The organism is Pseudomonas paraversuta (genome assembly GCF_904063065.1).
Lineage (GTDB): Bacteria > Pseudomonadota > Gammaproteobacteria > Pseudomonadales > Pseudomonadaceae > Aquipseudomonas > Aquipseudomonas paraversuta.
Map to the genome: position 1 here is coordinate 12,630 of NZ_CAJFCL010000014.1, position 25,699 is coordinate 38,328.

General features: G+C 61.0%; 20 protein-coding genes. 13 read left to right on the forward strand and 7 right to left on the reverse strand.

Going from position 1 to position 25,699, the window contains the following annotated elements; genetic code table 11:
- Positions 1 to 12 precede the first annotated feature (12 nt).
- Complete coding sequence (locus JQ845_RS21765) at positions 13 to 1,752, forward strand: dipeptidase (RefSeq protein ID WP_203009453.1); 1,740 nt, start codon at positions 13 to 15, stop codon at positions 1,750 to 1,752.
- A gap of 422 nt (positions 1,753 to 2,174) precedes the next feature.
- Here the strand turns inward: JQ845_RS21765 and JQ845_RS21770 are convergent, their stop codons facing one another.
- Entirely contained in the window at positions 2,175 to 3,272 is a 1,098-nt protein-coding gene (locus JQ845_RS21770) for a DmpA family aminopeptidase (RefSeq protein ID WP_202210544.1), read from the reverse strand.
- Between the two features lie 106 nt (positions 3,273 to 3,378).
- Positions 3,379 to 4,479, reverse strand: a complete 1,101-nt coding sequence (locus JQ845_RS21775; protein WP_203009454.1) for a polyamine ABC transporter substrate-binding protein — start codon at positions 4,477 to 4,479, stop codon at positions 3,379 to 3,381.
- Between the two features lie 377 nt (positions 4,480 to 4,856).
- Here JQ845_RS21775 and msuE point away from each other — a divergent pair, with 377 nt between their 5' ends.
- The 5 genes from msuE (at position 4,857) to mgrA (ending at position 10,126) form a co-directional block, all read left to right on the forward strand.
- Positions 4,857 to 5,420 carry an FMN reductase gene (gene msuE, locus JQ845_RS21780; protein WP_003446376.1) on the forward strand — a complete coding sequence of 188 codons (564 nt, stop codon included), beginning with the start codon at positions 4,857 to 4,859 and terminating at the stop codon, positions 5,418 to 5,420.
- Between the two features lie 10 nt (positions 5,421 to 5,430).
- On the forward strand, positions 5,431 to 6,570 hold the full coding sequence (gene ssuD, locus JQ845_RS21785; RefSeq protein ID WP_203009455.1) for an FMNH2-dependent alkanesulfonate monooxygenase: 1,140 nt from the start codon (positions 5,431 to 5,433) through the stop codon (positions 6,568 to 6,570).
- Between the two features lie 190 nt (positions 6,571 to 6,760).
- Positions 6,761 to 7,948 carry an acyl-CoA dehydrogenase family protein gene (locus tag JQ845_RS21790; protein ID WP_161720217.1) on the forward strand — a complete coding sequence of 396 codons (1,188 nt, stop codon included), beginning with the start codon at positions 6,761 to 6,763 and terminating at the stop codon, positions 7,946 to 7,948.
- An 8-nt stretch (positions 7,949 to 7,956) separates the two neighbouring features.
- The gene (locus JQ845_RS21795) at positions 7,957 to 9,057 is read left to right on the forward strand and encodes a sigma-54 interaction domain-containing protein (protein ID WP_160627430.1); all 1,101 of its coding nucleotides are present in this window, start codon (positions 7,957 to 7,959) and stop codon (positions 9,055 to 9,057) included.
- 31 nt (positions 9,058 to 9,088) lie between these two features.
- The gene (mgrA, locus tag JQ845_RS21800) at positions 9,089 to 10,126 is read left to right on the forward strand and encodes an L-glyceraldehyde 3-phosphate reductase (RefSeq protein WP_003446361.1); all 1,038 of its coding nucleotides are present in this window, start codon (positions 9,089 to 9,091) and stop codon (positions 10,124 to 10,126) included.
- A gap of 131 nt (positions 10,127 to 10,257) precedes the next feature.
- On the opposite strand, the gene JQ845_RS21805 is transcribed toward mgrA, so the two are convergent.
- Both JQ845_RS21805 and JQ845_RS21810 read right to left on the reverse strand, forming a co-directional pair.
- Positions 10,258 to 11,694, reverse strand: coding sequence for an FAD/NAD(P)-binding protein (locus JQ845_RS21805; protein ID WP_203009456.1), 1,437 nt, complete (start codon positions 11,692 to 11,694; stop codon positions 10,258 to 10,260).
- 78 nt (positions 11,695 to 11,772) lie between these two features.
- Entirely contained in the window at positions 11,773 to 13,173 is a 1,401-nt protein-coding gene (locus JQ845_RS21810) for an LLM class flavin-dependent oxidoreductase (protein WP_203009457.1), read from the reverse strand.
- Between the two features lie 381 nt (positions 13,174 to 13,554).
- Here JQ845_RS21810 and JQ845_RS21815 point away from each other — a divergent pair, with 381 nt between their 5' ends.
- From JQ845_RS21815 to glcF, 7 genes are all read left to right on the forward strand, one after another.
- Entirely contained in the window at positions 13,555 to 14,781 is a 1,227-nt protein-coding gene (locus JQ845_RS21815; protein ID WP_003446339.1) for an acyl-CoA dehydrogenase family protein, read from the forward strand.
- 273 nt (positions 14,782 to 15,054) lie between these two features.
- Positions 15,055 to 15,495 carry an EamA family transporter gene (locus JQ845_RS21820; RefSeq protein ID WP_203009458.1) on the forward strand — a complete coding sequence of 147 codons (441 nt, stop codon included), beginning with the start codon at positions 15,055 to 15,057 and terminating at the stop codon, positions 15,493 to 15,495.
- A gap of 225 nt (positions 15,496 to 15,720) precedes the next feature.
- On the forward strand, positions 15,721 to 16,260 hold the full coding sequence (locus tag JQ845_RS21825) for a DUF1523 family protein (RefSeq protein WP_003446335.1): 540 nt from the start codon (positions 15,721 to 15,723) through the stop codon (positions 16,258 to 16,260).
- Between the two features lie 357 nt (positions 16,261 to 16,617).
- Positions 16,618 to 17,826, forward strand: a complete 1,209-nt coding sequence (gltS, locus tag JQ845_RS21830) for a sodium/glutamate symporter (RefSeq protein WP_010657222.1) — start codon at positions 16,618 to 16,620, stop codon at positions 17,824 to 17,826.
- A 706-nt stretch (positions 17,827 to 18,532) separates the two neighbouring features.
- Entirely contained in the window at positions 18,533 to 20,032 is a 1,500-nt protein-coding gene (gene glcD / locus JQ845_RS21835; RefSeq protein WP_202210537.1) for a glycolate oxidase subunit GlcD, read from the forward strand.
- Positions 20,032 to 21,096, forward strand: coding sequence for a glycolate oxidase subunit GlcE (gene glcE, locus JQ845_RS21840; RefSeq protein WP_203009459.1), 1,065 nt, complete (start codon positions 20,032 to 20,034; stop codon positions 21,094 to 21,096). The genes glcD and glcE overlap by 1 nt, the downstream gene beginning before the upstream one ends.
- A gap of 3 nt (positions 21,097 to 21,099) precedes the next feature.
- Positions 21,100 to 22,317 carry a glycolate oxidase subunit GlcF gene (gene glcF, locus JQ845_RS21845; RefSeq protein WP_003446330.1) on the forward strand — a complete coding sequence of 406 codons (1,218 nt, stop codon included), beginning with the start codon at positions 21,100 to 21,102 and terminating at the stop codon, positions 22,315 to 22,317.
- Between the two features lie 17 nt (positions 22,318 to 22,334).
- Here the strand turns inward: glcF and JQ845_RS21850 are convergent, their stop codons facing one another.
- The 3 genes from JQ845_RS21850 to catA all read right to left on the reverse strand — a co-directional run bounded on the left by JQ845_RS21850 (position 22,335) and on the right by catA (position 25,692).
- Positions 22,335 to 23,309, reverse strand: a complete 975-nt coding sequence (locus tag JQ845_RS21850) for an AraC family transcriptional regulator (protein WP_003446329.1) — start codon at positions 23,307 to 23,309, stop codon at positions 22,335 to 22,337.
- 170 nt (positions 23,310 to 23,479) lie between these two features.
- The gene (locus JQ845_RS21855; RefSeq protein ID WP_010657219.1) at positions 23,480 to 24,679 is read right to left on the reverse strand and encodes a benzoate/H(+) symporter BenE family transporter; all 1,200 of its coding nucleotides are present in this window, start codon (positions 24,677 to 24,679) and stop codon (positions 23,480 to 23,482) included.
- 74 nt (positions 24,680 to 24,753) lie between these two features.
- On the reverse strand, positions 24,754 to 25,692 hold the full coding sequence (catA, locus tag JQ845_RS21860) for a catechol 1,2-dioxygenase (protein WP_203009460.1): 939 nt from the start codon (positions 25,690 to 25,692) through the stop codon (positions 24,754 to 24,756).
- Positions 25,693 to 25,699 lie beyond the last annotated feature (7 nt).

Below are 25,699 nucleotides of genomic sequence, written 5' to 3' on the forward strand. Positions count from 1 at the left end.
ATGCCCTGCTCAATGGATTTCTCACTCAAGCAACTGGCCGCCGCAACCCTGATGATGGCCAGCCTCACAGCGTTCACCCCGGCTGCTATGGCCAATATCACCCCGCAGCAGAGCGAGCTCATCCTCAAGTCCTTCAGCGATAAATCGGTAACGGATTTCAGGCAGTTCCTGACCAGCCTGGCCAAGAGCGATCTGGCTAAAACCGATGACCTGGGCCCTGCGATCAATGCTTTTCTCGACAACAAAACCCTGTCCGCCGAGCAGCAGAACGAGATCTATCGCCTGCTGGGCCTGTACACGCGGATCAAGTACGGCAGCGCGGCCACCCAGACCCTGATCGAGCTGGTGGCCATCCCCACCGTCAACGTGGAAGGCGTGCCATCGTACAAGAACCCTGAATTCATCAAGATCGGCGACAAGATCAGAGACCTGGCCAAGGCCTTCAATCTGAACTATCGCAACGTCGATGGCCGGGTCTACGAGATCTCCCTGGAAGGCAAAGGCGATGAAGTGGTGGGCATCCACGCCCATGCCGACGTAGTACCGGTGAGCCCGGAAAACTGGGTACTGAAAGACGGCACCCGGCTTGACCCGTTCAAGGTCACCCTGATCGGCGACCGCATGTACGGCCGCGGCACCGAAGATGACAAGAACGGCATCGTGGTCACGCTGTACGCGATGAAGGTGATCAAGGAAGAAAACCTGCCACTGGCGCGCAATTTCAAGCTGCTGGTGGACACCACCGAGGAAACCAGTGGCGACGCCATTCCGTATTACTTCGAACACAACCCGACGCCCAACTACAACCTGGCACTGGATGGCGGCTACCCGGTGGTCATTGCCGAAAAAGGCTACGGCACGGTGATGGCCAACTTTGCACGGCGTAAAGCAGAAGGCCAGGGTGCAGAAATCACTTCGCTGACCGGCGGCCTGGCCACCAACCAGATCCCGTCGACATCAGTCGCCACTTTTGTCACTGACAAGCCTGCCGAGCTGGCCGCCAGCCTGCAAAAAGTCGGCATTGAATATGCCAGACGCAATGGTGAGAACTTCGAAGTGAGCGCCAAAGTGGTTGGCAAGGACGTGGTGCTGACCGTGACCGGCGTATCCGCCCACTCCTCCAAACCCGACTCCGGGGTAAACCCGGTGGCGCGGATGCTGGACTTCATCAACAGCCTCGAAGGTCAGGTAGCGCTCAAGCACAACCACATCACCGATGCGGCCCGTTATGCAGCCGACAACTGGGGCCTGGACTATCTGGGCGGCAAGTTGGGGATAGGTTTTGCCGATGATTTCATGGGGCCGCTGACCACTTCCCTGACCTATGTCGGGATGGACGACAACAACTTCAAACTGGCGGTCAACCTGCGCGTGCCCAAGGGTGAATCCCCGGAAGCGCTGAAAGCCGAAATCACCGAAAAACTGACGCAGTGGAGCAAGAACAACCATATCCCGTTGACCCTGGAGACCTCCATTGCCGAGCCGATGTACCGCAACCCTGAAGGCGAGTGGGTCAAGGCGCTGCTGGCGGTGGCCACTGAAAACCTGGGCATGGAACACAAGTTCGGCGCCTCCTCGGGTGCGACTTCGGTGCATGAACTGCCCAATGGCGTGCAATTCGGCCTGGCGATGCCCGGGGTCAAATACACCGGTCACAACGATAACGAGTTCAAGACAGTGAACCAGTTCATGCTGGACCTGCAGATCGTGACCGAAATGATGGCGCGCGTCGGCCAGCTGCCGAACCTCTGACCCGCCTCCGTGGGAGCTGGCTTGCCAGCGATGCATACACCGGGGTTTACCTGGTACACCGCACCGCTGCCATCGCGAGCAAGCTCGCTCCTACAGGTGCACCTGCCCACCTGCCCACCCACCCGGCCAGTGCACCATCATTTCTGTGGGAGCTGGCTTGCCAGCGATGCATACACCGGGATTTTCCTGATACACCCCACCGCTGCCATCGCGAGCAAGCTCGCTCCTACAGGTGCACCTGCCCACCTGCCCACCCACCCGGCCAGTGAACCTCATTTCTGTGGGAGCTGGCTTGCCAGCGATGCTTACACCGGGATTTTCCTGATACACCCCACCGCTGCCATCGCGAGCAAGCTCGCTCCTACAGGTCCATCTGCCCACCTGCCCACCCACCCGGCCAGCGAACCATCACTACTGTGGGCTCAGGGTTGCCAGCCTACTTTGGCCAGGGCGCTAAGCAGGCGCTCTGGCTTGAGGGAAAACACCTGGCTGGCGCAACCCTTGAGGTCACTGGCAGCCAGCATGGCATTGAGAATGGCCTCTTCTACCGCGTCCGCGGCAGCCACGAACAACGGCGAGATGTAATCGTTATTGACCATCTGCAACTCGGTGGTCGGCGCCCCCGGATGACCAAAATCAGCCGCCGGCAAACTGCTGTTGCCCACCGAAAAGGCAATGAAGATATCGCCACTGGAATCCTCAGTGCCCCCTCCAACACGTGCAAGACCAACACTGGCCCGCTGCGCAAGCCGGGTGCATTGATGCGGCAACAAAGGTGCATCGGTAGCAATGGTAATCACGATGGAACCCATGCCCGGCTCGCCGACATTGATCTCGCTCCTGAACGGCGACGGCACATCATTCAGTACCTTGCCGACCGGATACCCCGCCACCCGCAGCGCTTCTCGTACGCCGTAGTTGGCCTGCACCAGAGCGCCAACGGTCCAGCCGCCCTGCTCAGTGCTCAGCACCCGCGAAGCGGTGCCGATGCCACCCTTGAATTCATGGCAAATCATGCCCGTGCCACCACCCACATTGCCCTCCTGGACAGGGCCGGACCTTGCATCCAGCAGCGCCAGTTGCACATGCTCGGGGCGCACGTGCTGGCCCCAGATGTCATTCAAGGTGCCATCGTAGGTTTCCAGTACCACAGGCATGCACCAATAGGTGTGCTTCTTGCCCATTTCACGTTCTGCGGCCACCAGCGCATCGCGCACTACACCGACACTGTGGGTGTTGGTATAGGCGATGGGCGTGGTCAGTAAACCGGCTTCGCGAATCCACTCCAGACCGGTTGCGTCACCGTTGCCGTTCAACACATGGACCCCGGCAAAACACGGCTGCAAATGCGCCGCGCCGGCCCGCGGCTCAATGACCGTGACACCGGTATGGATGGAAGCTTCGGCGGTTTCTACATTCAGCGTGTGATGCCCGACCCGCACACCCGCAACATCGGTGATTGCGTTATAGAGGCCCGGGGTGCCCGAACCAATGGTTATGCCAAGCTCACGGATACGCATCGTTCTGCTCTCGTTGTGGTCAGTAAAGTGCGCCCAGTGTAGAAATCCGGGCAACACTTGACGATACCCCCCATTCACTACCCCAAAGAGGGTATGGATCAATCCTTTACTTGTCCGACTTGATGCTGGTCCAGGCCCGGGTGCGTACACGCTCGAGCTTCTGGGGCAGCGGCTGCACCACATACAGGTTGTTCAGGGCTTCGCTGGTCGGGGTCAGGTTGGGGTTGCCGGTAATGTCCTTGCTGATCAAGGGCAGCGAGTCTTTGTTGGCATTGGGATAACCGAGAAAATCGCTGATCGGGGCAATGACCTTGGGCTCCAGCAAGTTGTTGAGGAATTCATGGGCCTCGGCGACATTTTTCGCGCTTTTCGGAATGGCAAAGGTATCGAACCAGATGGGCGCGCCTTCCTTGGGCAGACGCCAGTCAACCACCACACCGTTGCCCGACTCTTTGGCCCGGTTGCCGAACTGGTAGAAGCTGCCGGAATAACCGATGGCCACGCAGATGTCACCGTTGGCAATGTCGGTCATGTATTTGGCCGAGTTGAAATAGGTGATGTAAGGACGAACCTTCAACATCAGTTCCTTGGCTTTTTCATAGTCGGCCGGGTTCTGGCTGTTCGGGTCCAGACCCAGATAGTGCAGGGCCAGCGGCAGGATCTCGGAAGGCGAGTCGAGCATGGCCACGCCGCAGGATTTCAGTTTTTCCATGTTCTCGGGTTTGAACACCAGGTCCCAGCTGTCCACCGGTGCATTGTCGCCCAGCGCGGCCTTGACCTTGGCCGGGTTGAAACCGATCAGCACCGTGCCGTACATGTAGGGCACCGCGTACTGGTTGCCGGGGTCGTTGGTCTGCAACAGCTTGAGCAAGGCCGGGTCTTGATGCTGCCAGTTGGGCAGTTTGGCTTTGTCCAGTTTCTGGAATACCCCGGCCTTGATCTGGGTATCGAGAAACTGGTTCGACGGCACCACCAGGTCATACCCCGAGTTGCCGGTCAGCAGCTTGGCCTCCAGGGATTCGTTGGTATCAAAGGTGTCCCAGATCACCTTGATCCCGGTTTGTTTGGCGAAGTCCTTGGGCACCGAAGGCAGGATGTAGTCTGCCCAGTTGTACACCCGCAATTCGCGCTGTTCGGCCTGTACGGCACTGGCCAGCAGGGTCAGTCCGCAGACGGTAAGGCCCAGTAAGCGTTTGATTGTGTGCATGCGTGTGTTCCCCGAAGTCGGCGTGAGATCGATATTTTTTATGTTCTGTACACGGCAGCGGCCTGCAAATGGCCAAGGGCAAGCTCGGCAAACTTTCTTGTTAGAGGGCGGGTGCTTTTGATTCTTGCCGACAACCCTGGCGCATCACAGTGGGAGGCAGGCCAAAAGGGGATAGTTATGGCCAATGTTTATGTCCGGATCCAGCCGTCGAGCCTGCAGGAACTGTTGCCCAGCCAACAGTGGATCAGCAAACACCTGCCCCAAAAACAGCAGCCGATGCGCCAACCCCCGCATTCAGGGGCTTTGTCTGTTGGTACGGAGTTTGCTCAAGGGTATTACCTGTCCACAGTCCGCTGCCCAACAGCCAAGGATCAACCATGTCTCAAGCGCTGCAAGTCGTCGTCGTTTCCGGGGGAGCATTCAGCCCTTCACGCACCCTGGTGCTGGCCGAGGCGATTCTCGACGAACTGAAAACCCGGCTTACCCTCGAAAGTCACTTGATTGAGCTGGGCGATATCGCCCGGCAATTGGGCGGCGCCCTGTCACGCCAGGAGCTTGGCCCCGAGGTCGAAGCACAGATCCGGGCCATCGAGAACGCCGACCTGCTGATTGTTGCGACACCGGTCTATCGCGGCTCCTACCCGGGGCTGCTCAAGCACCTGTTCGATCTGGTGGATATCAACGGCCTGATCGATACCCCGGTGTTGCTGGCCGCCACCGGCGGCAGTGAGCGCCATGCCCTGGTGCTCGAACACCAGCTGCGGCCGCTGTTCGGTTTCTTTCAGGCACTGACCCTGCCGATCGGGGTGTATGCCGTCGAATCCGATTTTGCCAATTACCAGATAACCAGTGAGCCCTTGAAGACTCGCATCCGCCTTGCTGCAGAACGTGCCGCGCCGTTGTTCGGCGTGTCTGCCAGGAACCTGCTGAAAATCGCTTAAGGACTCTGTCATGGATGTGTTCTGGTTTCTTCCCACCCACGGCGACGGCCATTACCTGGGTACCACCCAGGGCGCCCGCCCGGTCACCCTCAACTACCTGAAACAGGTGGCCCAGGCGGCCGACGATCTGGGCTACCACGGGGTGCTGATCCCCACCGGCCGCTCGTGCGAAGACTCGTGGGTGATCGCCTCGGCACTGGTGCCGCTGACCGAGCGTTTACGTTATCTGGTGGCCATCCGCCCGGGAATTATTTCGCCGACGGTCTCGGCACGCATGGCCGCAACCCTGGACCGACTGTCCGGCGGGCGTCTGCTGATCAATGTGGTGACTGGCGGCGACCCGGATGAAAACCGTGGCGACGGCAGCTTCCTCGATCACAGCGAGCGCTATGAAGTCACCGACGAATTCCTGAAAATCTGGCGCAGGGTCCTGCAAGGCGAAGCTGTGGATTTCGAAGGCAAGCACCTGCGCGTACAGAACGCCAAGGCGCTCTACCCGCCCGTACAGAAACCCTATCCGCCGCTGTATTTCGGCGGCTCTTCCGAAGTCGCCCACGAACTGGCTGCCGAACAGGTCGACGTGTACCTGACCTGGGGCGAACCACCGGCGGCCGTGGCCGAAAAACTGGCCGATGTACGCCAGCGTGCTGCCCGCCAGGGCCGTACCCTGCGCTTCGGTATCCGCCTGCATGTCATCGTGCGCGAGACCGAACAGCAAGCCTGGGCAGCGGCTGACAAACTGATCGAACACATCAGCGACGAGACCATTGCCGCCGCCCAGAAGTCCTTCTCGCGCTTTGATTCTGAAGGCCAGCGGCGTATGGCCGCGCTGCATGACGGCCGTCGCGACAACCTGCAAATCGCCCCCAACCTGTGGGCCGGTGTCGGCCTGGTGCGCGGTGGCGCCGGTACTGCACTGGTGGGCAACCCGCAACAGGTGGCAGCGCGGATCAAGGAGTACGCCGACCTTGGGATCGAGAGCTTCATCTTCTCCGGCTATCCGCATCTGGAAGAGGCCTACCGCTTTGCCGAGCTGGTATTCCCCTTGTTGCCCGAGCCGTATGCCAGCCTGGCTGGACGCGGCATCACCAACCTGACCGGCCCCTTTGGCGAAATGATCGCCAACGACGTCCTGCCGGCCAAAGCCTGAGGCCTGCCCTGTATCGAACCAACTGTAGGAGCGAGCTTGCTGTGTAGGAGCGAGCTTGCCTCGCGAGCTCTTCACAACAGCGCCGCAGATATAAAACCGCCCCAAACGGCTCGCGAGCAAGCTCGCTCCTACAGAAACACAGGGGCACAGCGGCACAGCGGCAGGATTTTTTGAATGGAGGCCATAACCCGTGACAGCCCATCTACAAGACGCAGCACTTACCCCGCTGCACACCGCCCGGGCGCTGGCCAGCGAGTTCGCCCACAGCGCGGTCGAACGCGACGAGCGTGGCGGTACGCCCATTGCGCAACGGGATGCCCTGCGCGCCAGCGGCCTGCTGGCCATGAGTATTCCCCGCCAGTTCGGCGGCCTCGGCGCCAGCTGGAGCGATACCTTTGAGGTGGTGCGCGAGTTCGCCCGGGTCGACAGTTCCATTGCCCACGTATTGGGCTTTCATCACTTGATGTTGGCCACTGTCCGGCTGTTCGCACGCCCCGAGCAATGGCAGCCCTGGTTCGAACTGACCGCCCGCCAGAACTGGTTTTGGGGCAACGCCCTCAACCCGCTGGACACCCGCACCACCGTGCGCAATTTCGGCAGCTGGCGCGAATTCTCCGGTAAAAAAAGTTTCTGCTCCGGCGCCAGCGACTCGCAGATGCTGATCGCCTCGGCGGTGGATGAGGCCGCCGGTGGCAAGCTGTTGATCGCCGCCATTCCCAGCGCACGTACCGGCATTACCTTGCATGGCGACTGGGACAACATGGGCCAGCGCCAGACCGACAGTGGCAGTGCCACCTTCGAGCGGGTACGGGTCGAAGAGTCGGACTTGCTGCTCGATCCGGGACCTTTGAGCACCCCGTTCGCCTGCCTGCGGCCTCTGATTGCACAGCTGCATTTCGCCAACATTTTTCTCGGCATCGCTCAGGGCGCGTTCGAAGAGGCACGCCAGTACACCCTCGGTGAAACCCGCCCCTGGTTTAAATCCGGCGCCGCGCAAAACCATCAGGACCCCTATGTACTGGGGCACTACGGCGATTTCTGGGTGGGCCTGGAAAGTGCCCGGCTGCTGGTCGAGCACGCCGCCGCGCAACTGGACAAGGCCTGGGCCAAGGGTCCCAGGCTCAGCGAACAGGAGCGAGGACAGGTGGCCGTGGCCATCGCCACCGCCAAAGTCGCCGCCCACCGCCACGGGCTGGAGCTGTGCAGCAAGGTTTTTGAAGTCACCGGCGCCCGCGCCACCCACGCCGCTGTAGGTCTGGACCGGCACTGGCGCAACCTGCGTACCCAAAGCCTGCACGATCCGCTGGATTACAAGCTTCAAGAATTGGGCGACTGGGCACTGAACCAGAACCTGCCTACTCCCACTTTCTATTCCTAGAGAAGCCTATGCAGCTTTTGACGCTACCGCCCTCACCCGCCCTGGCAACGTCGATCCGCGCCACCGCGCAAGTATTCGAAGACCCGAAATCCAGAGCGTTGCTGGCCCATTTGCAGCAGGTCGCCCCCAGCGAAGCCAGCGTACTGATCATTGGTGAAACCGGAACCGGCAAAGAACTGGTCGCCCGCCATCTTCACAACCTGAGCGCTCGCCGTAACCGGCCGTTCATTGCGGTCAACTGCGGCGCGTTTTCGGAGTCACTGGTGGAAGCGGAGCTGTTTGGGCACGAGAAAGGCGCCTTCACCGGCGCGCTCAGTGCCAAGGCCGGCTGGTTCGAAGAAGCTGACGGCGGCACCCTGTTCCTCGATGAAATCGGTGATTTGCCGATGGCCATCCAGGTCAAGCTGCTGCGGGTGCTGCAGGAGCGCGAGGTGGTGCGCCTGGGGTCGCGTAAAAGCATACCCATCGACGTGCGGGTGCTGGCTGCCACCAACGTGCAGCTGGAAAAGGCGATTAATGCCGGGCATTTTCGTGAGGACCTGTTTTATCGCCTGGACGTGGTAAGCCTTGAGCTGAGCCCGTTGCGCGAGCGGCCCGGCGACATCCTGCCGTTGATCCGGCACTTTATCGAGGCCTACAGCAAACGCCTGGGCTACGGCGAGGTACGGCTAAGTCCTGCAGCGCAAAGCAAGCTGCAGGGCTATGGCTGGCCGGGCAACATCCGCGAGCTGGAAAACGTGATCCATCACACGCTGTTGATCTGCCGCGATGGCCTGATCCAGAGTGGCGATTTGCGCCTGTCCAATATGCGCATCGAACGCCAGGAGGAGCCCGCCGGCACCGACAAATCTGCCGAAGCCCTGCTGGAGCGGGCCTTTCAGCAACTCTTTGAAGAACACCCCGCAGCCCTGCACCAGAAAGTCGAGGAGGTTCTGTTCCGCGCCGCCTACCGCTTCTGTCACTACAATCAGGTCCACACCGCCAACCTGCTGGGCCTGAGCCGCAACATCACCCGCTCCCGACTGATCAACATCGGCGAACTGGCGGTCAACAAACGCCGGCCCAATGACACACCGCAAAGCGAAAGAATGCTAAACCTGTGCATCTGAACTGTCCAAACACCTGCCCCATGAGGATTCGATGACTTATATCGCTGCCGAAAACCGCTATCAATCCATCCCTTATCGCCGTACCGGTCGCAGCGGGCTGCTGCTGCCAGCACTGTCTTTGGGCCTGTGGCACAACTTTGGCGACAGCACGCCGATCGACACCCAGCGCGCGCTGTTGCGTACTGCCTTCGACCTGGGCATCAACCACTTTGACCTGGCCAACAACTACGGCCCGCCCTACGGCAGTGCCGAGATCAACTTTGGCCGTTTATTGCGCGAAGACTTCAAGCACTACCGTGACGAGCTGATTATCTCCAGTAAAGCCGGCTGGGACATGTGGCCCGGCCCGTACGGCCAGGGCGGCGGTTCGCGCAAGTACGTACTGGCCAGCCTGGATCAGAGCCTGCAGCGCCTGGGGCTGGACTATGTCGACATCTTCTACTCGCACCGCTTCGATCCCGACACGCCACTGGAAGAAACCGCCAGCGCCCTGGCCACCGCAGTGCAACAGGGCAAGGCGCTGTACATCGGGATCTCCTCGTATTCCGGGGTAAAAACCCGCGAAATGGCGGCCTTGCTCAAAGAGTGGAAAGTGCCGTTGCTGATCCACCAGCCGGCGTACAACCTGCTTAATCGCTGGGTTGAAAAGGACCTGCTGGACACCACCGAGGAGCTGGGCACCGGCGTGATTGCCTTTACTCCGCTGGCTCAGGGGCTGCTGACCGACAAGTACCTCAACGGGGTTCCGGCCGATGCACGGGTCAATCGTCCGGGGGGTGGCTCGCTGCAAGCCTCGCATCTGTCCGACGCCAATATCGCCCATGTGCGTGCACTGAACGAGATCGCCAAACGCCGCGGCCAAAGCCTGGCCCAGATGGCGCTGGCCTGGACATTGCGCGATCCGCGGGTGACCTCGGCGCTGATAGGTGCCAGCCGGCCGGAGCAAATCATCGAGAACGTCGCGGCGTTGCAGAACCTGAGCTTCAGCGAGCTGGAACTGGCCGAGATCGACCGCTTCGCCCAGGAAGGCGGGATCAACCTCTGGCAGAAGCCCTCGCTGGCCGAATGACCAGGCGCCCACAGGTTCTGTAACCTTCAACATAAAACCCTGTAGGCGCTTGCTCGCGAGCTTTCTATCGAGCCTATATTGATGACCGCATGAACGCGGCCTTCTTGAGAAGCTCGCGAGCAAGCTCGCTCCTACAGGCGAGCTTGCCTGGCCAACCGCTCTGCCAGAGCCTTGGCCTGCAAGGCAACGTCGGTCACCGCAGTGCTTTCCCACCACATTCCGCGCAATGGAGGGCCCATGGCAAACAGCCGTGGCGCAGGCTGTGATGCCGCATCCAGCACGGCACCTGAAGCATCGGCAGCAATCCCCAACCCCAGATTTCCGGGCTGCACCAGCCCACGTCGCAACAGCTGTACCGGCAGCGGTTTATCCACCCGGCGCCAGTCGTACTCGATGCCGGTGGAGTTGATCAGCCCGTCACCTTCGACCCATACCGATTCGGTCTGCCCCCGGTAGCGCAGACGAATCCGTGGCCGACCGCCCACCGCCTCCACCCCTTGCAGGGAGGCTGCGGTAATCGTCAGGCGGCCTTCACTGAGCAGGCGTTGCAGTAACGCATTGCCCTGGGGTGGCGAACGGTGGTGATGACTTTCCCACCAGGGCCGCACATGGCGTACAAACTGACGCCGTTGCGCATCGCTGGCCTGGTTCCAGAGCCTGCCTATATGCACCCGTACCGTATCCAGCGGTGCTTGCCAGTCGATACCCCGGGCCTGTGCCAAACGACATTGGCGGCGCAGTTCACGGAACAATTGCAGGGGGCTGCGCAGCTGTGGTGCCAGGGTCAGAAAGTCTTCCCAAACCGGCGGCTGGCGTCGAACCTGGGGCAATAGCCCGTGGCGCGAGTAGACCTGGATCGGACCGCGATGCCCGGCCTGATGCAAGGTCTCCAGGGCATCGACCATGGTCAGCCCGGAGCCGATGATCAGTACCCGCGCATCCACCGGCAAACCACGCAAGGCTGCAACATCCCAGGGGTCCAGGGCAGCGGCATTGAGCCCGCTGGACTGGCGCTGGGCGGTACGCGCGGCCGGGAACATGCCGGTGGCCAGCACAGCTGCAGCGGCTTGCCATTGGCCACCGTCGCCAAGGGTCACTGTGGCCCCCTGTTCATGGGTTTGCAGGTCCACCACGGCATCACGGACGTGGATCAGGGTTGAACCTGCCGCGGCTCCGATTTGCTGTGCCTGCGCCAGTTTCTGCTGGGCATACAGCCCGAACAGCCCCCGTGGCGGGAACAGCTCGGCCACCGCTACATGCTGTTGATCGGACTCCGGCCAGCCACCAGCGGCGATGTGCGCTTCAAGCCAGCGGGTCAGGTCATCGGGATCGTCCGGCTCGACGCTCATGCGCGCCGCATTGCCGTTCAGGGTGTGCCCCGGTTGCGTTGCACTGTAGGCTTCGCCACGTCCCAGCTCGGGCCGGGGCTCCACCAGCACGATGCGCCGGGCACCTGGCAAGCGCAGCAGTTGCATGGCCAACAGGGTGCCGCTCAGGCCACCGCCAACAATCAAGACATCGGCCTCGCGGATGGCAGGGGTTGCCTGTCCGGCTTGTGGCTCGCTCATGGTATTCACTCGCTTTGGGGGTTTTACAGTTCGACCGGCAGGATCTTCTGCAGATCCTGCGGTGTCCAGCGTTGCGACTCAGGCGCGCTCTTTTTGTCGGCCGCGGTTCAATTCACCGAGGTTGCGCCAGGCCGCCCCCGGATGCCCGTCCGCCAGGCGCGGGCCTTCGCCGAACAGCTTCTCGCGCAAGGTGCCCTTGGTGTATTCCTTTTTGTAGACGCCACGTTTTTGCAACTCCGGAACCAGCAACTCCACGGCGTCAATAAAGGTCTCGTGGGTCACCGCATAGGCCAGATTGAAGCCGTCGACCCCGGTCTCTTCGACCCATTCTTCAAGCAGGTCGGCTACGGTTTCAGGGCCGCCGACGAACAGCGGGCCAAAGCCGCCGATACCCACCCAGTCGGCCAGTGCATTGGGGGTCCAGAGGGTATCTGGATCAGCGCTGGAGAAGGTTTCCACCGCCGATTTGATCGCATTGGTGGGCACGTTTTCAAGCGCCTGATCGGGCTTGAACTGGCTGAAGTCGATACCGGTCCAGCCCGAGATCAAGGCCATCGCGCCTTCGTAGCTGACATAGCTTTTGTATTCTTCAAACTTGGCTTTGGCCAGGGCATTGGTTTCGCCGAGGATCACCGTTTGCAAGTTGAAGATCAGGATTTTTGCCGGATCCCGGCCCGCCTCGGCAGCACGCCTACGGATATCGCTGACAGTTTTTTTCAGCAAGATCTTGGACGGCGCGGCGACAAACACGCATTCGGCCTGCTCGGCAGCAAACTGGCGGCCACGACTGGAAGCGCCGGCCTGATACAGCAGAGGCGTGCGCTGGGGCGAGGGTTCGCACAGGTGAATACCCGGCACCTGGAAGTGTTTGCCGACATGGCGGATCTCATGAATCTTGCTCGGGTCGCTGAATACCCGCCGCTCGCGATCGCGCAAGATTGCCCCCTCCTCCCAGCTGCCTTCCCACAGCTTGTAGCAAACTTGCAGGTACTCCTCGGCATAGTCGTAGCGCGCATCGTGCTCGGTCAGTGCTTGCTGGCCGATGTTCCTGGCGCCGCTTTCCAGATAGGAGGTGACTATGTTCCAGCCGGCACGGCCCTTGGTCAGGTGGTCGAGGGTCGACAGGCGGCGGGCGAAGGGATACGGGTGCTCGAATGACAGCGAAGCGGTAAGGCCGAACCCCAGGTGCTCGGTCACCAGCGCCATCGGTGGAATCAGCTGCAACGGATCATTGACCGGCACCTGGGCGCCCTGGCGGATGGCAGCATCACCGTTGCCGCGGTAGACGTCATAGATACCCAGCACATCGGCGATAAACAGCCCGTCGAACTTGCCTCGCTCGAGGATTTTCGCCAGATCGGTCCAGTATTCGAGGTCCTTGTACTGCCATGAACGGTCACGGGGATGCGCCCACAGGCCGGGGGACTGGTGGCCGACACAGTTCATGTCAAAAGCGTTGAGACGGATTTCGCGGGACATCGAATTACTCCTGAAACTGCGGCGCTGCAACGCCGTTGCGACAATGGAAATCATTGCAGTCGCTATTGCACAGGGCGTGCCGTCAACACCTGTCTTGCAGTCGCTGATGAGGCACATGGCGGCGCAGCAGTCGCAAAACCTGGGCACTCAATAGAGCTGATAAACCTGGGGCCAGGATCAACGACAGCTTCGCTGCCGATCGCAGCCTCGTGACTCGTCAGCAACTACGGGTTGCGGCTGTGCGATTTGGGTACAGGTTGTGGCAGCGCTGTTGGCTGGCAGGCAGTTCGCTGTGCACATGGGACGTTTTTAAAGGCCCGGGCAAACGGCACAGACTATGCAATCCCCCAGGCAGGAATCTTTTTCTTCAGGAGTACTGCCATGACCGTCTCACCTCTGTCCCAGGGCACCGACTACGAAACCCTGGCCAATCGCTTCCGCCCGCTGTTTCGGCAAATCGCCACCGGCAACGTCGTGCGTGAACAGGGCCGTGACCTGCCCCGTGAATCCATCCTGTTACTCAAGCAGGCCGGTTTTGGCGCGGTGCGGGTGCCGGTCGAACACGGCGGGGCCGGTGCTTCGGTGCCCCAGTTGTTTGAGCTGCTGATCGAGCTGGCCGAAGCTGACTCCAATATCCCTCAAGCACTGCGTGCCCACTTTGCATTTGTCGAAGATCGCCTCAATGCACCGCCAGGTCCGGCCCGGGATGCCTGGTTCGCACGTTTCGTGGCAGGCGAGCTGGTGGGTAATGGCTGGACCGAAGTGGGCTCGGTCAAGCTAGGCGAAGTCATCACCAAAGTCAGCCCGCAGGCAGCCGGCTTTGTGCTTAACGGCGCCAAGTACTACAGCACCGGCAGTATCTTCGCCGACTGGATTGATGTGTATGCCCGGCGCTCGGACAACGGCGCTGATGTCATCGCGGTGGTAGATGCCCGCCACCCCGGCGTCACCCACAGCGACGACTGGGACGGTTTCGGCCAGCGCACCACCGGCAGCGGCACCTCGGTGTATGTGGACGTGCCGCTGCCTGCCGAGCACCTGATCCCCTTCGAAACCCGCTTCAAATACCAGACCGCCTTTTACCAGCTGGTACTCCTGGCCGTGCTCGCCGGCATCGGCCGTGCGATAGAACGCGATGTGACGCAAGAAATACGCGAGCGCAAACGGGTGTTCAGCCATGGCACTGCCGACACCACCCGCGGCGATGCGCAAATCCAGCAGGTTGTGGGACAGATATCCGCCCAGGTATACGCCGCCGAAGCCGCGACCCTGCGCTGCGCCGGGCCGCTGCAGCGGGCTTATGTCGCGCGGTTTGGCCACGATCAGGCACTCGAGCGCCAGGCCAATATCGACGCCGAGATTGAAACTGCAAAAGCCCAGGTGGTGGTCTCGGAGCTGATTCTGCGAGCGGCCACTGACCTGTTCAACGCCCTGGGCGCTTCGGGTGTCAGCGTCAGCAAGTCACTGGACCGTCACTGGCGCAACGCCCGCACCGCGGCCTCGCACAACCCCTGGATTTACAAGGCGCGGATTGTCGGCGACTGGACAATCAACGGTACCGAGCCGCTGTATGTGTGGCAGATCGGTAATAGCCTGAAGGCAGGATAAGCCCCCTCCTCCGGACTGCAGGAGCCAGCTCGCTCCTGCAGGGCTGTTCCTCAGTCTGCGCCAGGTTTCATCTCGTACCTTGTGTCCGGTGCCAACCAAGGCGCCATACCCCATAGGTGATCACGATCCTGTCCACTACCGCGCAGGGAAGCCTCTCGGCTGGCCGCGGCAGACATGTCAGCCGCTGCCCGTGAACCTCTGCTGGCGTTGTCCCGGGGCACTGAAAGCTGGCGTATGCTCACCCCACCTCAATTCATCACACAGGCTGACCCTATGGGCTCGTCTTTCTTTTCATCCTGGACCTTCTGGGCATTGCTCTCGGCGGTGTTCGCCGCCATGACCGCCATTTTTGGAAAAATCGGCATCACCGGGATCAATTCCGACTTCGCCACGTTTATCCGCACCATCGTGGTCCTGGTGAGCCTGGGCTTGATCGTCTATGCCACCGGCCAGTATCAGTCACTGGGCTCAATCTCGACCCGCAGCTATGTGTTTTTGGTGTTGTCCGGCCTGGCCACAGGCGCCTCCTGGCTTTGCTATTACCGCGCCCTGCAACTGGGCCAGGCGTCCCTGGTCGCGCCCGTGGACAAACTCAGTGTGGTGATTGTGGCGGTACTGGGCATGACCCTGCTGGGCGAAAAGCTCGACCTGCGGCAATGGGCGGGTATCAGCCTGATCACCACCGGCGTGGTATTGCTGGCGTGGCGCCGGTAGCACCCCGAACCGGGCTTGACGGTCTAAACTGATACAAATTATGTAAGAGGCATCTGCGGAACTTGTAGTCCCTGGCCCAGACTGCGATAAGGTTCCGCGCAAATCAGGGCTTGCCCGGCATTCCTGCAGGATCGATCACTGCCTTTGGCGGCATCAGCAAGGTTTATGGCGCTCTACGGTCAATCAACAGCAATCAGGAATCAACACTATGTACAGGGTTATCGCATGAAGTGGCTCAAGAGCATCATTCTGGGCCTGGCCCTGCTCGCCGTGGGCGCAGTGGCGCTGGGACTGTTCTACTTTCTACCGCAACACGACGTGGTGATGGTCACCGGGGTTGAAGTCAAGCGGGTCGATCACAATGGCGTCATCAACGCTGAGAACCCGGCTGACGGTCCGACCCGGGATGTGTATTTCATCAATACCGAAAACCCTGATACCAAGAATGTCATGGTCTATCGCAACGAGGACACTGGCTGGTCGTTCCCCTGGTATTTCAAGTTCGACTCTGCGGACATCCAGGCCAAGGCCCAGGGTTACTCCCGTGATGCCGAGCAGCTGGCACTTATTCGCTATTACGGATGGAGGATCAAGATCCTCTCGGTGTTCCCGAATATCACGGCCATTGAGTCCACCACCAGCCGCACTGAACCCTTCCCCTGGTTCAATACGATATTTCTGGGCGGTTTGACCCTGGTGGTGATTTTTATCGCGGTCTCGCTACGACGTCGCTTCAAGCGCCGCAATCAGGTGCCGGCGCACTGATCCTGCCCGTTCGCCCGCTGCAACTGACAAGTTTCAGGCCCCCTGTGGCGGGGGGCCTGAAAACAGCCAACGGGCCAGCTGATAACAGGCCGTAAACCAACGCCATAGTTAGTTCGGTAACAGCCGCAGGATTATTGATCCGGCATAGCGATCCGCGACTCGCAACATAGAAACATTTTGTTTGACTTAAGTTGCCTCAGAACTACGCTGACTCCTCTACTATCCCGCGCTTCAATTTAACTGGCAGGCCAGTGACGGCTGCCGGTACTTCGAATCAATCAGGGCTGAGGCCACTCAGTCCGCTCTGCAAGCTGGCAAGGGACAGTCTGCTTCTGAACTAATAATAGGAATGCCTCGATGTTTCAGCTTGATTTTTATGGAACGCTGGTGGCTGCCTCTTTGGTGCTGTTGCTGGGACGCGGGCTTGTTTCCCGCGTCGGATTTTTGCGTACCTACAATATTCCTGAACCCGTTGCCGGGGGCCTGGTCGTTGCCTTGCTGCTCCTGACTTTGCGCCTGTTCGACGTTGAAGTGCGGTTTGATACTTCACTGCAGATGCCTTTGATGTTGGCGTTCTTCGCCACGATCGGCCTGAATGCGGACTTCGCCAGTCTTAAAAAAGGCGGACGCGTGGTAAGCGTGTTCCTGCTGGTGGTGACCGGACTTTTAGTGGTCCAGAACGCCATGGGCATCGGTCTGGCCACGGCTTTGGGGCTCGACCCCCTGATGGGCCTGCTGACCGGCTCCGTAACCTTGTCCGGCGGCCACGGTACAGGGGCGGCATGGGGCGCGACATTCACCGAGCAATACGGCCTGGCCTCCGCTTCGGAACTGGCAATGGCCTCTGCAACCTTTGGCCTGGTGCTGGGTGGCCTGATCGGCGGACCCGTCGCCCGTCTGCTGATCAAACGGGTCAAGACCCCCGGCCTTACCCACGAAGAAGTGCAACTGCCAAAAGGCTTCGAGCAACCCAACGAAGAGCGTTCGATCACGCCGTTTTCCTTTATCGAAACCCTGGCGCTGATCTCCGTCAGCCTGCTGGGCGGCAACCTCCTCAACGGCCTGCTGCAGGGCACGGCTTTCGAGCTGCCGACCTTCGTCTGCGTCCTGTTCGTGGGCGTGATCTTGCGCAACGGCCTTTCTGCACTGGGCCTGTATCAAGTGTTCGAGCGTGAAGTCTCGGTCCTGGGCAACGTCAGCCTGTCGCTGTTCCTGGCCATCGCCTTGATGTCGCTCAAACTTTGGGATCTGGCAGCCCTGGCATTGCCTATTTTCATCCTGCTGGTGGCACAGACCCTGGTCATGGCCCTGTACGCCATTTTCGTGACCTTCAGGGTCATGGGCAGTAACTACGATGCTGCAGTTCTGGCGGCAGGCCACTGTGGCTTCGGCCTGGGTGCCACACCGACGGCCATCGCCAACATGCAGGCGGTGACACAGCGCTACGGTCCTTCGCAGATAGCCTTTCTGGTGGTGCCAATGGTGGGGGCGTTCTTCATCGACATCATTAACGTCATCGTGATCAAGCTGTACCTGTTGCTGCCGTTCCTCGGCGCCGGCTCCTGATCCACCGCTACCGGGCCTGCTCTGTCAGTGCCCGGACTGCCCGGCCATAAAGGCACCCGGGGCAGCGCAACAACAAATAAACCTTTTTGCGATCGACAGTTGTTGCGGTCGATCGCAACTTGCAGTCTTCAATACCCTGCCCTTTACATCAACTTGTCGCCCTGACTGAAAGTTGCGCAGGGGTTTTATTAAATACAATAATCCTTCGACAAAACCATCCCCATAAACAGGTGAAACTCTCAACTTCGAGAGATTGCACCGCCCTTTATAATTAATATCCCGCCGCCTTATATAAGCATCACACTTTAGATTGTTCCCGTTTCATCCCCTGCTACAGGGCAATTCTGTAACGCGGGTGTTTTCTTGCAGGTCATACCCTGACATCAGCCCATTCGAAACCGAGCGCGGACTGAGTGCCTGTAACAGTGCAGCGATCATTGGCGGGCGTCGCGTGACCGGCAGGACCTCGCGGTCATGGCGGCGAGCCGTCCAGATCCGCCACCGCCCCCTTGCTGAGCGCGTTCCTTGAGACCTGCGGGCGACATCAGCAACCGACTGAATAATATGAGTATTAAATTGGAATTTTAAAAAAACGCTGCATCCGACGCGCAACACATGGACAGCAGGCCACCTGGAGCCAATGATGCAGGCAACTGTTCCCGTGAACAGGCCTCCAATAAAAACAACCAGGGGACCTTGATCGCCGATGAATATTCTCTACGACGAACGCGTTGACGGTTATCTGCCCGCCGTCGATAAAGATTCGCTGCTACAGGCTCTGCAGCAACGCTTGCCCGATCTGGATCTCCTGCACCAGGAAGAAGATCTCAAGCCCTACGAGTGCGACGGTCTGTCGGCCTACCGCACCACGCCGATGCTGGTGGCACTGCCGCGTACCGTTGAGCAGGTACAGGGCCTGCTCGAACTCTGCCATCAGCGCCGGGTGCCGGTGGTCGCACGGGGCGCCGGTACCGGGCTTTCCGGTGGTGCATTACCGCTGGAAAAAGGCGTGTTGCTGGTGATGGCGCGCTTCAACCGCATTCTGCACATTGATCCCGCCGCCCGCAGTGCCCGGGTTCAGCCCGGGGTGCGCAACCTGGCAATCTCCCAGGCGGCCGCCGCTACAGGTTTGTATTACGCGCCGGACCCGTCTTCCCAGATCGCCTGTTCCATCGGCGGCAACGTGGCCGAAAACGCCGGTGGCGTGCATTGCCTGAAGTACGGACTGACCGTACACAACCTGCTCAGGGTCGAGATTCTCACCGTCGAAGGGGAACACCTGAGCCTGGGTTCTGACGCCCTCGACGCCCCCGGTTTCGACTTGCTGGCGCTATTCACCGGCTCCGAAGGCATGCTCGGGATCATCACTGAGGTCACGGTCAAACTGCTGCCCAGGCCGCAAGTTGCCAAGGTACTGCTGGCAGCTTTCGACTGCGTGGAAAAAGCCGGGCTTGCAGTGGCCCGGATCATTGCCGAGGGCATCATTCCCGCGGGCCTGGAGATGATGGACAACCTGGCGATCCGGGCCGCTGAAGATTTCATTCATGCCGGGTATCCGGTAGACGCCCAGGCCATTCTGCTGTGCGAGCTGGACGGCGTCGAAGCCGATGTACATGACGATTGCGAGCGGGTGCGCAGGGTTCTGCTACTGGCCGGTGCCACCGAGGTGCGTCTGGCCCGCGACGAAGCCGAGCGGGTGCGCTTCTGGGCCGGACGCAAAAATGCGTTTCCGGCAGTGGGCCGGTTATCCCCGGACTACTACTGCATGGACGGCACCATTCCCCGCCGCGCACTGCCCGCCGTGCTCAAGGAGATCGCCACCCTGGCCGGGGAGTACGGGCTGCGGGTCGCCAACGTGTTTCACGCCGGCGACGGCAATATGCACCCGCTGATCCTGTTCGATGCCAATCAGCCCGGCGAGCTGGACCGGGCCGAGGCCCTGGGGGGCAAAATCCTTGAACTGTGCGTCAAGGTCGGCGGCAGCATCACCGGCGAGCACGGGGTCGGCCGTGAAAAAATCAATCAGATGTGTGCCCAGTTCAACAGCGATGAGCTAACCCTGTTCCACGGGGTCAAGGCCGCATTCGACCCGCGGGGCCTGCTCAATCCCGGAAAAAATATCCCGACCCTGCAGCGCTGCGCCGAGTTCGGGGCCATGCATGTGCACATGGGCCAGTTGCCCTTCCCTGAACTGGAGCGTTTTTGATGGATGCCGAACACAGTGTCGATGACAGCCAGGCGTTGCTGGAGCAGGTCAACCGGGCGCTGGCCAATGCCACGCCATTGCTGATCCAGGGCTCCAACAGCAAGGCGTTTCTCGGGCGTGCGGTGGCCGGTGAAGTCCTCGATACCCGCAGCCATCGCGGCATTGTCAGTTACGACCCCACCGAGCTGGTGATCACCGTCCGCGCCGGCACCCCTCTGGCTGAGTTGTCCGCAACCCTGGCCGCAGCCGGGCAGATGCTGCCCTGTGAACCGCCGTCCTTCGGTCCGGGAGCCACAGTCGGGGGCATGGTCGCTACCGGCCTGTCTGGCCCGCGCCGGCCCTGGTCCGGCTCGGTGCGTGACTTCGTCCTCGGCACCCGGGTGATCACCGGTCTGGGCAAACACCTGCGCTTCGGCGGCGAGGTGATGAAGAACGTTGCCGGTTACGATCTGTCGCGCTTGCTGACGGGCAGTTACGGCTGCCTTGGGCTGATCACCGAAGTGTCGTTGAAAGTGCTGCCAAAACCCCGACACTGCTTCAGTGTTTCGCTGGAGATGGATCGCGCCCGGGCACTGGAAAATCTTGCCCGATGGGGCCAGCAGCCCCTGCCTGTCAGCGCCGCCTGCCATGACGGGCAGCGCCTGCACCTGCGTCTGGAAGGTGGCGAAGGATCGGTGGCGGCTGCCCATGAACGCCTCGGCGGCGAAGCGCTGGACCCCGGTTTCTGGAACGACCTGAATGAACAGCAGTTGGCCTTTTTCGACGTTGGCCCGCCGCTGTGGCGCTTGTCAGTGCCCAACAACAGCGGCGCCCTTGATTTGCCCGGCGCACAACTGGTCGATTGGGCCGGCGCCCAGCTGTGGCTGAAGTCCGACGCCGATGCCGGGGTCATTCGCGCTATTGCCCAAAAGGCCGGCGGCCATGCCACCTGTTACAGCCACGGTCTGATCGACAGCCCCTTTCAACCATTGCCCGCCGCGTTGCTGCGCTATCACCGCCAGCTCAAGGCGCAACTGGACCCGCAAGGGGTCTTCAACCCGGGCCGAATGTACGCGGAGTTTTGAACCATGCAGACCCTCCTCAGCGAGCAGGCCGCACTGCTGCCACGGGCAGCAGAGGCCGAAAGCATTCTGCGCAGCTGCGTGCATTGCGGCTTCTGCAACGCCACCTGCCCCACCTATCAATTGCTCGGTGATGAGCTGGATGGCCCGCGCGGGCGCATCTACCTGATCAAACAAGTGCTGGAAGGCCATGCGCCCACGGCCAGGACCCAGCTGCACCTGGATCGCTGTCTGTCGTGCCGCAACTGCGAAACCACCTGCCCGTCCGGAGTGGATTACCACAACCTGCTGGATATCGGCCGCGCGGTGGTCGACGCGGCCGTACCGCGCCCCCTGGGCCAGCGTCTGCTGCGCAAAAGTCTGCTGGGAATGGTGCCAAACCCCGGGCTGTTCAAAGCGGTGATCAATACCGGCGAAGTCTTTCGGGCCCTGTTACCCGAGGTGCTCCAGGCCAAGCTGCCGCGCAGCGTGCGCCCGGCCGGGTTGCGCCCCGCGACCCGGCACCGGCGTCAGGTGCTGATGCTCGAAGGCTGCGTGCAGCCGAGCCTGGCCCCCAATACCAATGCCGCTGCGGCCCGGGTACTGGACCGCCTGCACATCAGCGTTACGCCGATCAGCCAGGCCGGATGCTGCGGTGCCGTGGACTATCACTTGAATGCTCAAGAGGCGGGACTCAATCGTGCCCGACGCAATATCGACGCCTGGTGGCCGGGTATCGAAAACGGTGCCGAAGCCATAGTCCAGACGGCCAGCGGCTGCGGCGCCTTCATCAAGGATTACGGGCATTTGCTGCGCCACGATCCGGCCTATGCCGCCAGGGCCGCACAGGTCAGCGCCCTGGCCAGGGATCTGGTGGAGGTGCTGCGTGACGAGCCCCTGGAGCAACTCGGGGTCAAGGCTACAACCTCCATCGCCGTCCATTGCCCCTGCACCTTGCAGCACGGACAAAAACTCGGCGGCGCGGTCGAACAGCTACTGACCGGCCTGGGTTTCAACCTTACGCCGGTCCCGGACAGCCATATGTGTTGCGGCTCGGCGGGTACCTATTCGCTGACCCAGCCCGAACTGTCGCGCCAGCTGCGTGACAACCGGCTCAACGCCCTGGAGAGCGGCCAGCCGCAGCTCATCGTCAGCGCCAACATCGGCTGCCAGAGCCACCTCGACGGCGCCGGGCGCACCCCTGTCCGGCACTGGATCGAACTGCTGGATGACACCCCGGGTTGAGCCGCTCGGGCCCGCCATCAAGCCAGGGCCATTGCCTGCATCCGGCGCTTCAAGGTGTCGGAGGGCAACTCGGCGAACTGCCGGCGATACTGTTCGGCAAATCGCCCCAGGTGGACAAAACCATAATCCAGGGCCAGCTCGGTGACGCTGCGCACGTTGCAGCTGGGATCGGCCAGGCACGCCTGGATCCGTAGCAGTTTCTGCTCACGGATAAAACGTTGCGGCGTGGTGCACATGTGCTTCTCGAACAGGGCGTACAACGAGCGCACGCTCAGTTGCGCCTGATCGGCCAGGCTCTGGACACTGATGTCTTGCTGCAGGTTGCAAGTGATGTAATTCACCAGTCGCTCGAAGGTGCTGCTGGAACAGGCCAGGTGTTCGCGCCGCACGTTATTGCGCATCAGGGTCAACATCTTGCTGGCAACTATATGGGCGTAATGCTCCTGAACCCGGGCCAGCGCAGCACCGTCCTCGGCTTCAGTGCAGATGGTGGCCAGCAAAGGGACAAAGGCTTGCAGTTGATCCAGTGCATAGCGCTGTTGCAGAAAACGGATGCCTTCGCCCGGGTAAAGCCAGCGCTGCTCCTGGCAGATCTGCTCCAGTAGCCTGCTCGGCACTTTCAGGATGAATTTTTCGCAGTCATGGGAATACGTCAGGTCTACCGGATCATCGGGGTTGATCAGCAACAGCTCCCCCGGCACCAGATGGTGTACCCCGTTAGGGCCACGCCACAGGCAGTCACCGCGCAGCAGAACTTGCAGATGGAAGATGTCCTCCAGCGCATCGGATACCACACGCACGCTGGAGCCATAGCTGATCCGGCACAGGTCCAGGCTGGCAAACTTGCGGTGATTCAAGTGCGCCTGGGCAGTGGCTTTGCGCGGCAGGTGAATACAATGGCTGCCGACATGCTGATTCACATAGCCGGATACCGCATGGGGGTCGGCGTTCTTGAACACCTCACTGCGTTCGCTTAGCAGGGGCATATTCATGGCGGTCACTCTTATATTATTTTTATCAATCAGGCGCAGTACAAATGTGACAATTACAAGCAGGCCTCGGGATTCTCGACCAGGATCCGCCTTAATACCAATACAAATAAGGTTCGGCACGATACCTCAAAGGTATTCGAACAGCCTGCCGGGCTGTACAAGCACCCAGGCTAACCCTCGGTGGATGTTGCGCACACACTGACCGGCCGCCGTTTGAGCATCACCACATGCACCGTCAACCCCAGCAGCAAGCCCCAGAAAGGGGCTGACAAACCCAGAAAAGAAACCCCCGATGCGGTCACCAGAAAGGTGAACAGGCCGGCATCACGGTCCTTGGCATCTGACACGCTGCGTACCAGAGCATCATTGATCGCGCCATACAACGCCAGGCCGGCCAGGCCCGCAATCAAAGCCTGGGGAAAGGCTGCAAATACCGATACCACTGTTGCCCCTGCCATGCCCAGTAACAGGTACAACAAACTGCCCGACAGCGCTGCGACGTAGCGCTTGCGGGGATTCTCATGGGCTTCGCGTCCGGTGCACAGGCTGGCAGTCACTGCGGCAAGGTTGAGCCCGTGACAGCCGAAAGGGGCCAGTAATGCACCGACCAGGGCACTGGCAGTGATCAACGGGCTTGCCGGCGTGGTATAGCCGGCGCCGCGCAGGACGGCTATACCGGGCATGAACTGCCCAGTCAGGGCCACCAGCAGCATGGGTAACGCCAGACTCAAAGTGGCAGACAGGCTGAACTCGGGCACTATCCATTGCGGCGTCGCCCACGCGAACACCAGGGCCTCGCCCCGAAACTCGCCACTGATCAGGGCAATGCCCGCCCCCACCACCAGCACAGCCGCCACTGCATAGCGGGGCCACAGCTTGCGAAAACCGATATAGGTCAGAAACATCGCGCCGATCAACAGCGGCGCCTCAGGTGCCGAGCGAAAGGTTTGAATACCGAAGCTGAACAGAATGCCGGCCTGCATCCCGGCAGCAATCGACCCCGGCAGATGGGCCAGCAATTTATCGAACACAGCGCTGTAACCTATTACCCACAGCAACAGGTTCGCCACCAGGTAGGCACCCACGGCCTGATTCAGGCCGATCTGGGGCAACGCCGTCACCAGCAGCGCCGAGCCTGGAATCGACCAGGCCACCACCACCGGAACTTTGTACTTGAGGGACAGGAAAGCACCGAGCACTGCCGAGCCGATGGAAATCGCCCAGACCCACGACGACAACTCAACGGCTGACAGATGCGCCTGCTCAGCAGCATGGAAAATGATAACCAGCGGGCCCGCGTAGGAAATCAATGTTGCGATAAACCCGGCAATCACTGCCGACAATGACAGGTCGCGAAACAGAGTTGGCATAGCTACCTCATGGTCGCCGGGATTTGAGTGCCGGCGCACCCTCACCCGGCCCGGGATAAGCATTCGGCTTGGTCTCAGCTGTCCTGCAACACCCGCGGACGCTGGCTGCGCTGCTCGCCGCACGGACTGGCGGCCGGCTGCAACTGGAAGTCGAACTCAAGCTCTGCATGACGGCCATCCACTCCCCGGTTGCGGGCAGCTGCCTGGTCGTCGACAAACACCACCTGGCCGACCAGGCCGTCGCGGGTGGCGAAAGCAAAGTCATCCCACAGGTACTTGTCCCCTGACAGATTGATCTGGGTGGTCAGGTGCCGGTAGCCCGCAGCCGAGATGAAGTAGTGGATATGCGCCGGGCGCTGGCCGTGGCGTCCGAGCAGGTCCAGACACTCCTGGGTCGGGCCGGCCGGGTTGCAGCCGTAGCCGGACGGCACAATGGAGCGCGCGCGATAGCGGCCCTGGGCATCGGTGACGATGCGTCGGCGCAGGTTGTACTCCGACTGGCTGGAGTCGAAGTACGAATAGGTACCCCGGGTGTTGGCATGCCAGAGATCGACAATCGCCCCCGGGACAGGATTACCGTCGGTATCGCGCACCACACCCTCGAGAAACAGTACCGTCGCCACCCCATCTTCGCTGCCATCGTCGAGCCTCGCCTCGCCCTGACTGATCGGCGCCCCGGCCACGTACAGCGGTCCTTCGATGGTGCGCGGGGTTCCGCCGACGTATCCGGCACTGGCGTCTTTGGCGTCTTGCAATAGATCGAGAAAATGCTCGACACCAAGACCGGCGACCAGCAGCCCGGCCTCGCTACGGGCACCCAGGCGATTGAGATAATCCACCGCCGCCCAGAACTCGTCATCCGTCACTTCCAGGTCTTCGACGATCCGCGCTACCTCGTTCACCAGGCGCAGCAGCAACTGTTTGGCCCGCGGACTGCCCTGGTCGTTGCCCCCACCGCTGACCTCCTTGAAAAAGGCCTGGAGCTCGGGGGTCTGGGAAATTTTCACGGTCATTCTGACT

Bases quoted from the DNA above. Each gene is read 5' to 3' on its own strand.
- JQ845_RS21765 (WP_203009453.1), top strand. From the start codon at position 13: ATGGATTTCTCACTCAAGCAACTGGCCGCCGCAACCCTGATGATGGCC.
- JQ845_RS21770 (WP_202210544.1), bottom strand. From the start codon at position 3,272: ATGCGTATCCGTGAGCTTGGCATAACCATTGGTTCGGGCACCCCGGGC.
- JQ845_RS21775 (WP_203009454.1), bottom strand. From the start codon at position 4,479: ATGCACACAATCAAACGCTTACTGGGCCTTACCGTCTGCGGACTGACC.
- msuE (WP_003446376.1), top strand. From the start codon at position 4,857: ATGTCTCAAGCGCTGCAAGTCGTCGTCGTTTCCGGGGGAGCATTCAGC.
- ssuD (WP_203009455.1), top strand. From the start codon at position 5,431: ATGGATGTGTTCTGGTTTCTTCCCACCCACGGCGACGGCCATTACCTG.
- JQ845_RS21795 (WP_160627430.1), top strand. From the start codon at position 7,957: ATGCAGCTTTTGACGCTACCGCCCTCACCCGCCCTGGCAACGTCGATC.
- mgrA (WP_003446361.1), top strand. From the start codon at position 9,089: ATGACTTATATCGCTGCCGAAAACCGCTATCAATCCATCCCTTATCGC.
- JQ845_RS21805 (WP_203009456.1), bottom strand. From the start codon at position 11,694: ATGAGCGAGCCACAAGCCGGACAGGCAACCCCTGCCATCCGCGAGGCC.
- JQ845_RS21810 (WP_203009457.1), bottom strand. From the start codon at position 13,173: ATGTCCCGCGAAATCCGTCTCAACGCTTTTGACATGAACTGTGTCGGC.
- JQ845_RS21815 (WP_003446339.1), top strand. From the start codon at position 13,555: ATGACCGTCTCACCTCTGTCCCAGGGCACCGACTACGAAACCCTGGCC.
- JQ845_RS21820 (WP_203009458.1), top strand. From the start codon at position 15,055: ATGGGCTCGTCTTTCTTTTCATCCTGGACCTTCTGGGCATTGCTCTCG.
- JQ845_RS21825 (WP_003446335.1), top strand. From the start codon at position 15,721: ATGAAGTGGCTCAAGAGCATCATTCTGGGCCTGGCCCTGCTCGCCGTG.
- gltS (WP_010657222.1), top strand. From the start codon at position 16,618: ATGTTTCAGCTTGATTTTTATGGAACGCTGGTGGCTGCCTCTTTGGTG.
- glcD (WP_202210537.1), top strand. From the start codon at position 18,533: ATGAATATTCTCTACGACGAACGCGTTGACGGTTATCTGCCCGCCGTC.
- glcE (WP_203009459.1), top strand. From the start codon at position 20,032: ATGGATGCCGAACACAGTGTCGATGACAGCCAGGCGTTGCTGGAGCAG.
- glcF (WP_003446330.1), top strand. From the start codon at position 21,100: ATGCAGACCCTCCTCAGCGAGCAGGCCGCACTGCTGCCACGGGCAGCA.
- JQ845_RS21850 (WP_003446329.1), bottom strand. From the start codon at position 23,309: ATGAATATGCCCCTGCTAAGCGAACGCAGTGAGGTGTTCAAGAACGCC.
- JQ845_RS21855 (WP_010657219.1), bottom strand. From the start codon at position 24,679: ATGCCAACTCTGTTTCGCGACCTGTCATTGTCGGCAGTGATTGCCGGG.
- catA (WP_203009460.1), bottom strand. From the start codon at position 25,692: ATGACCGTGAAAATTTCCCAGACCCCCGAGCTCCAGGCCTTTTTCAAG.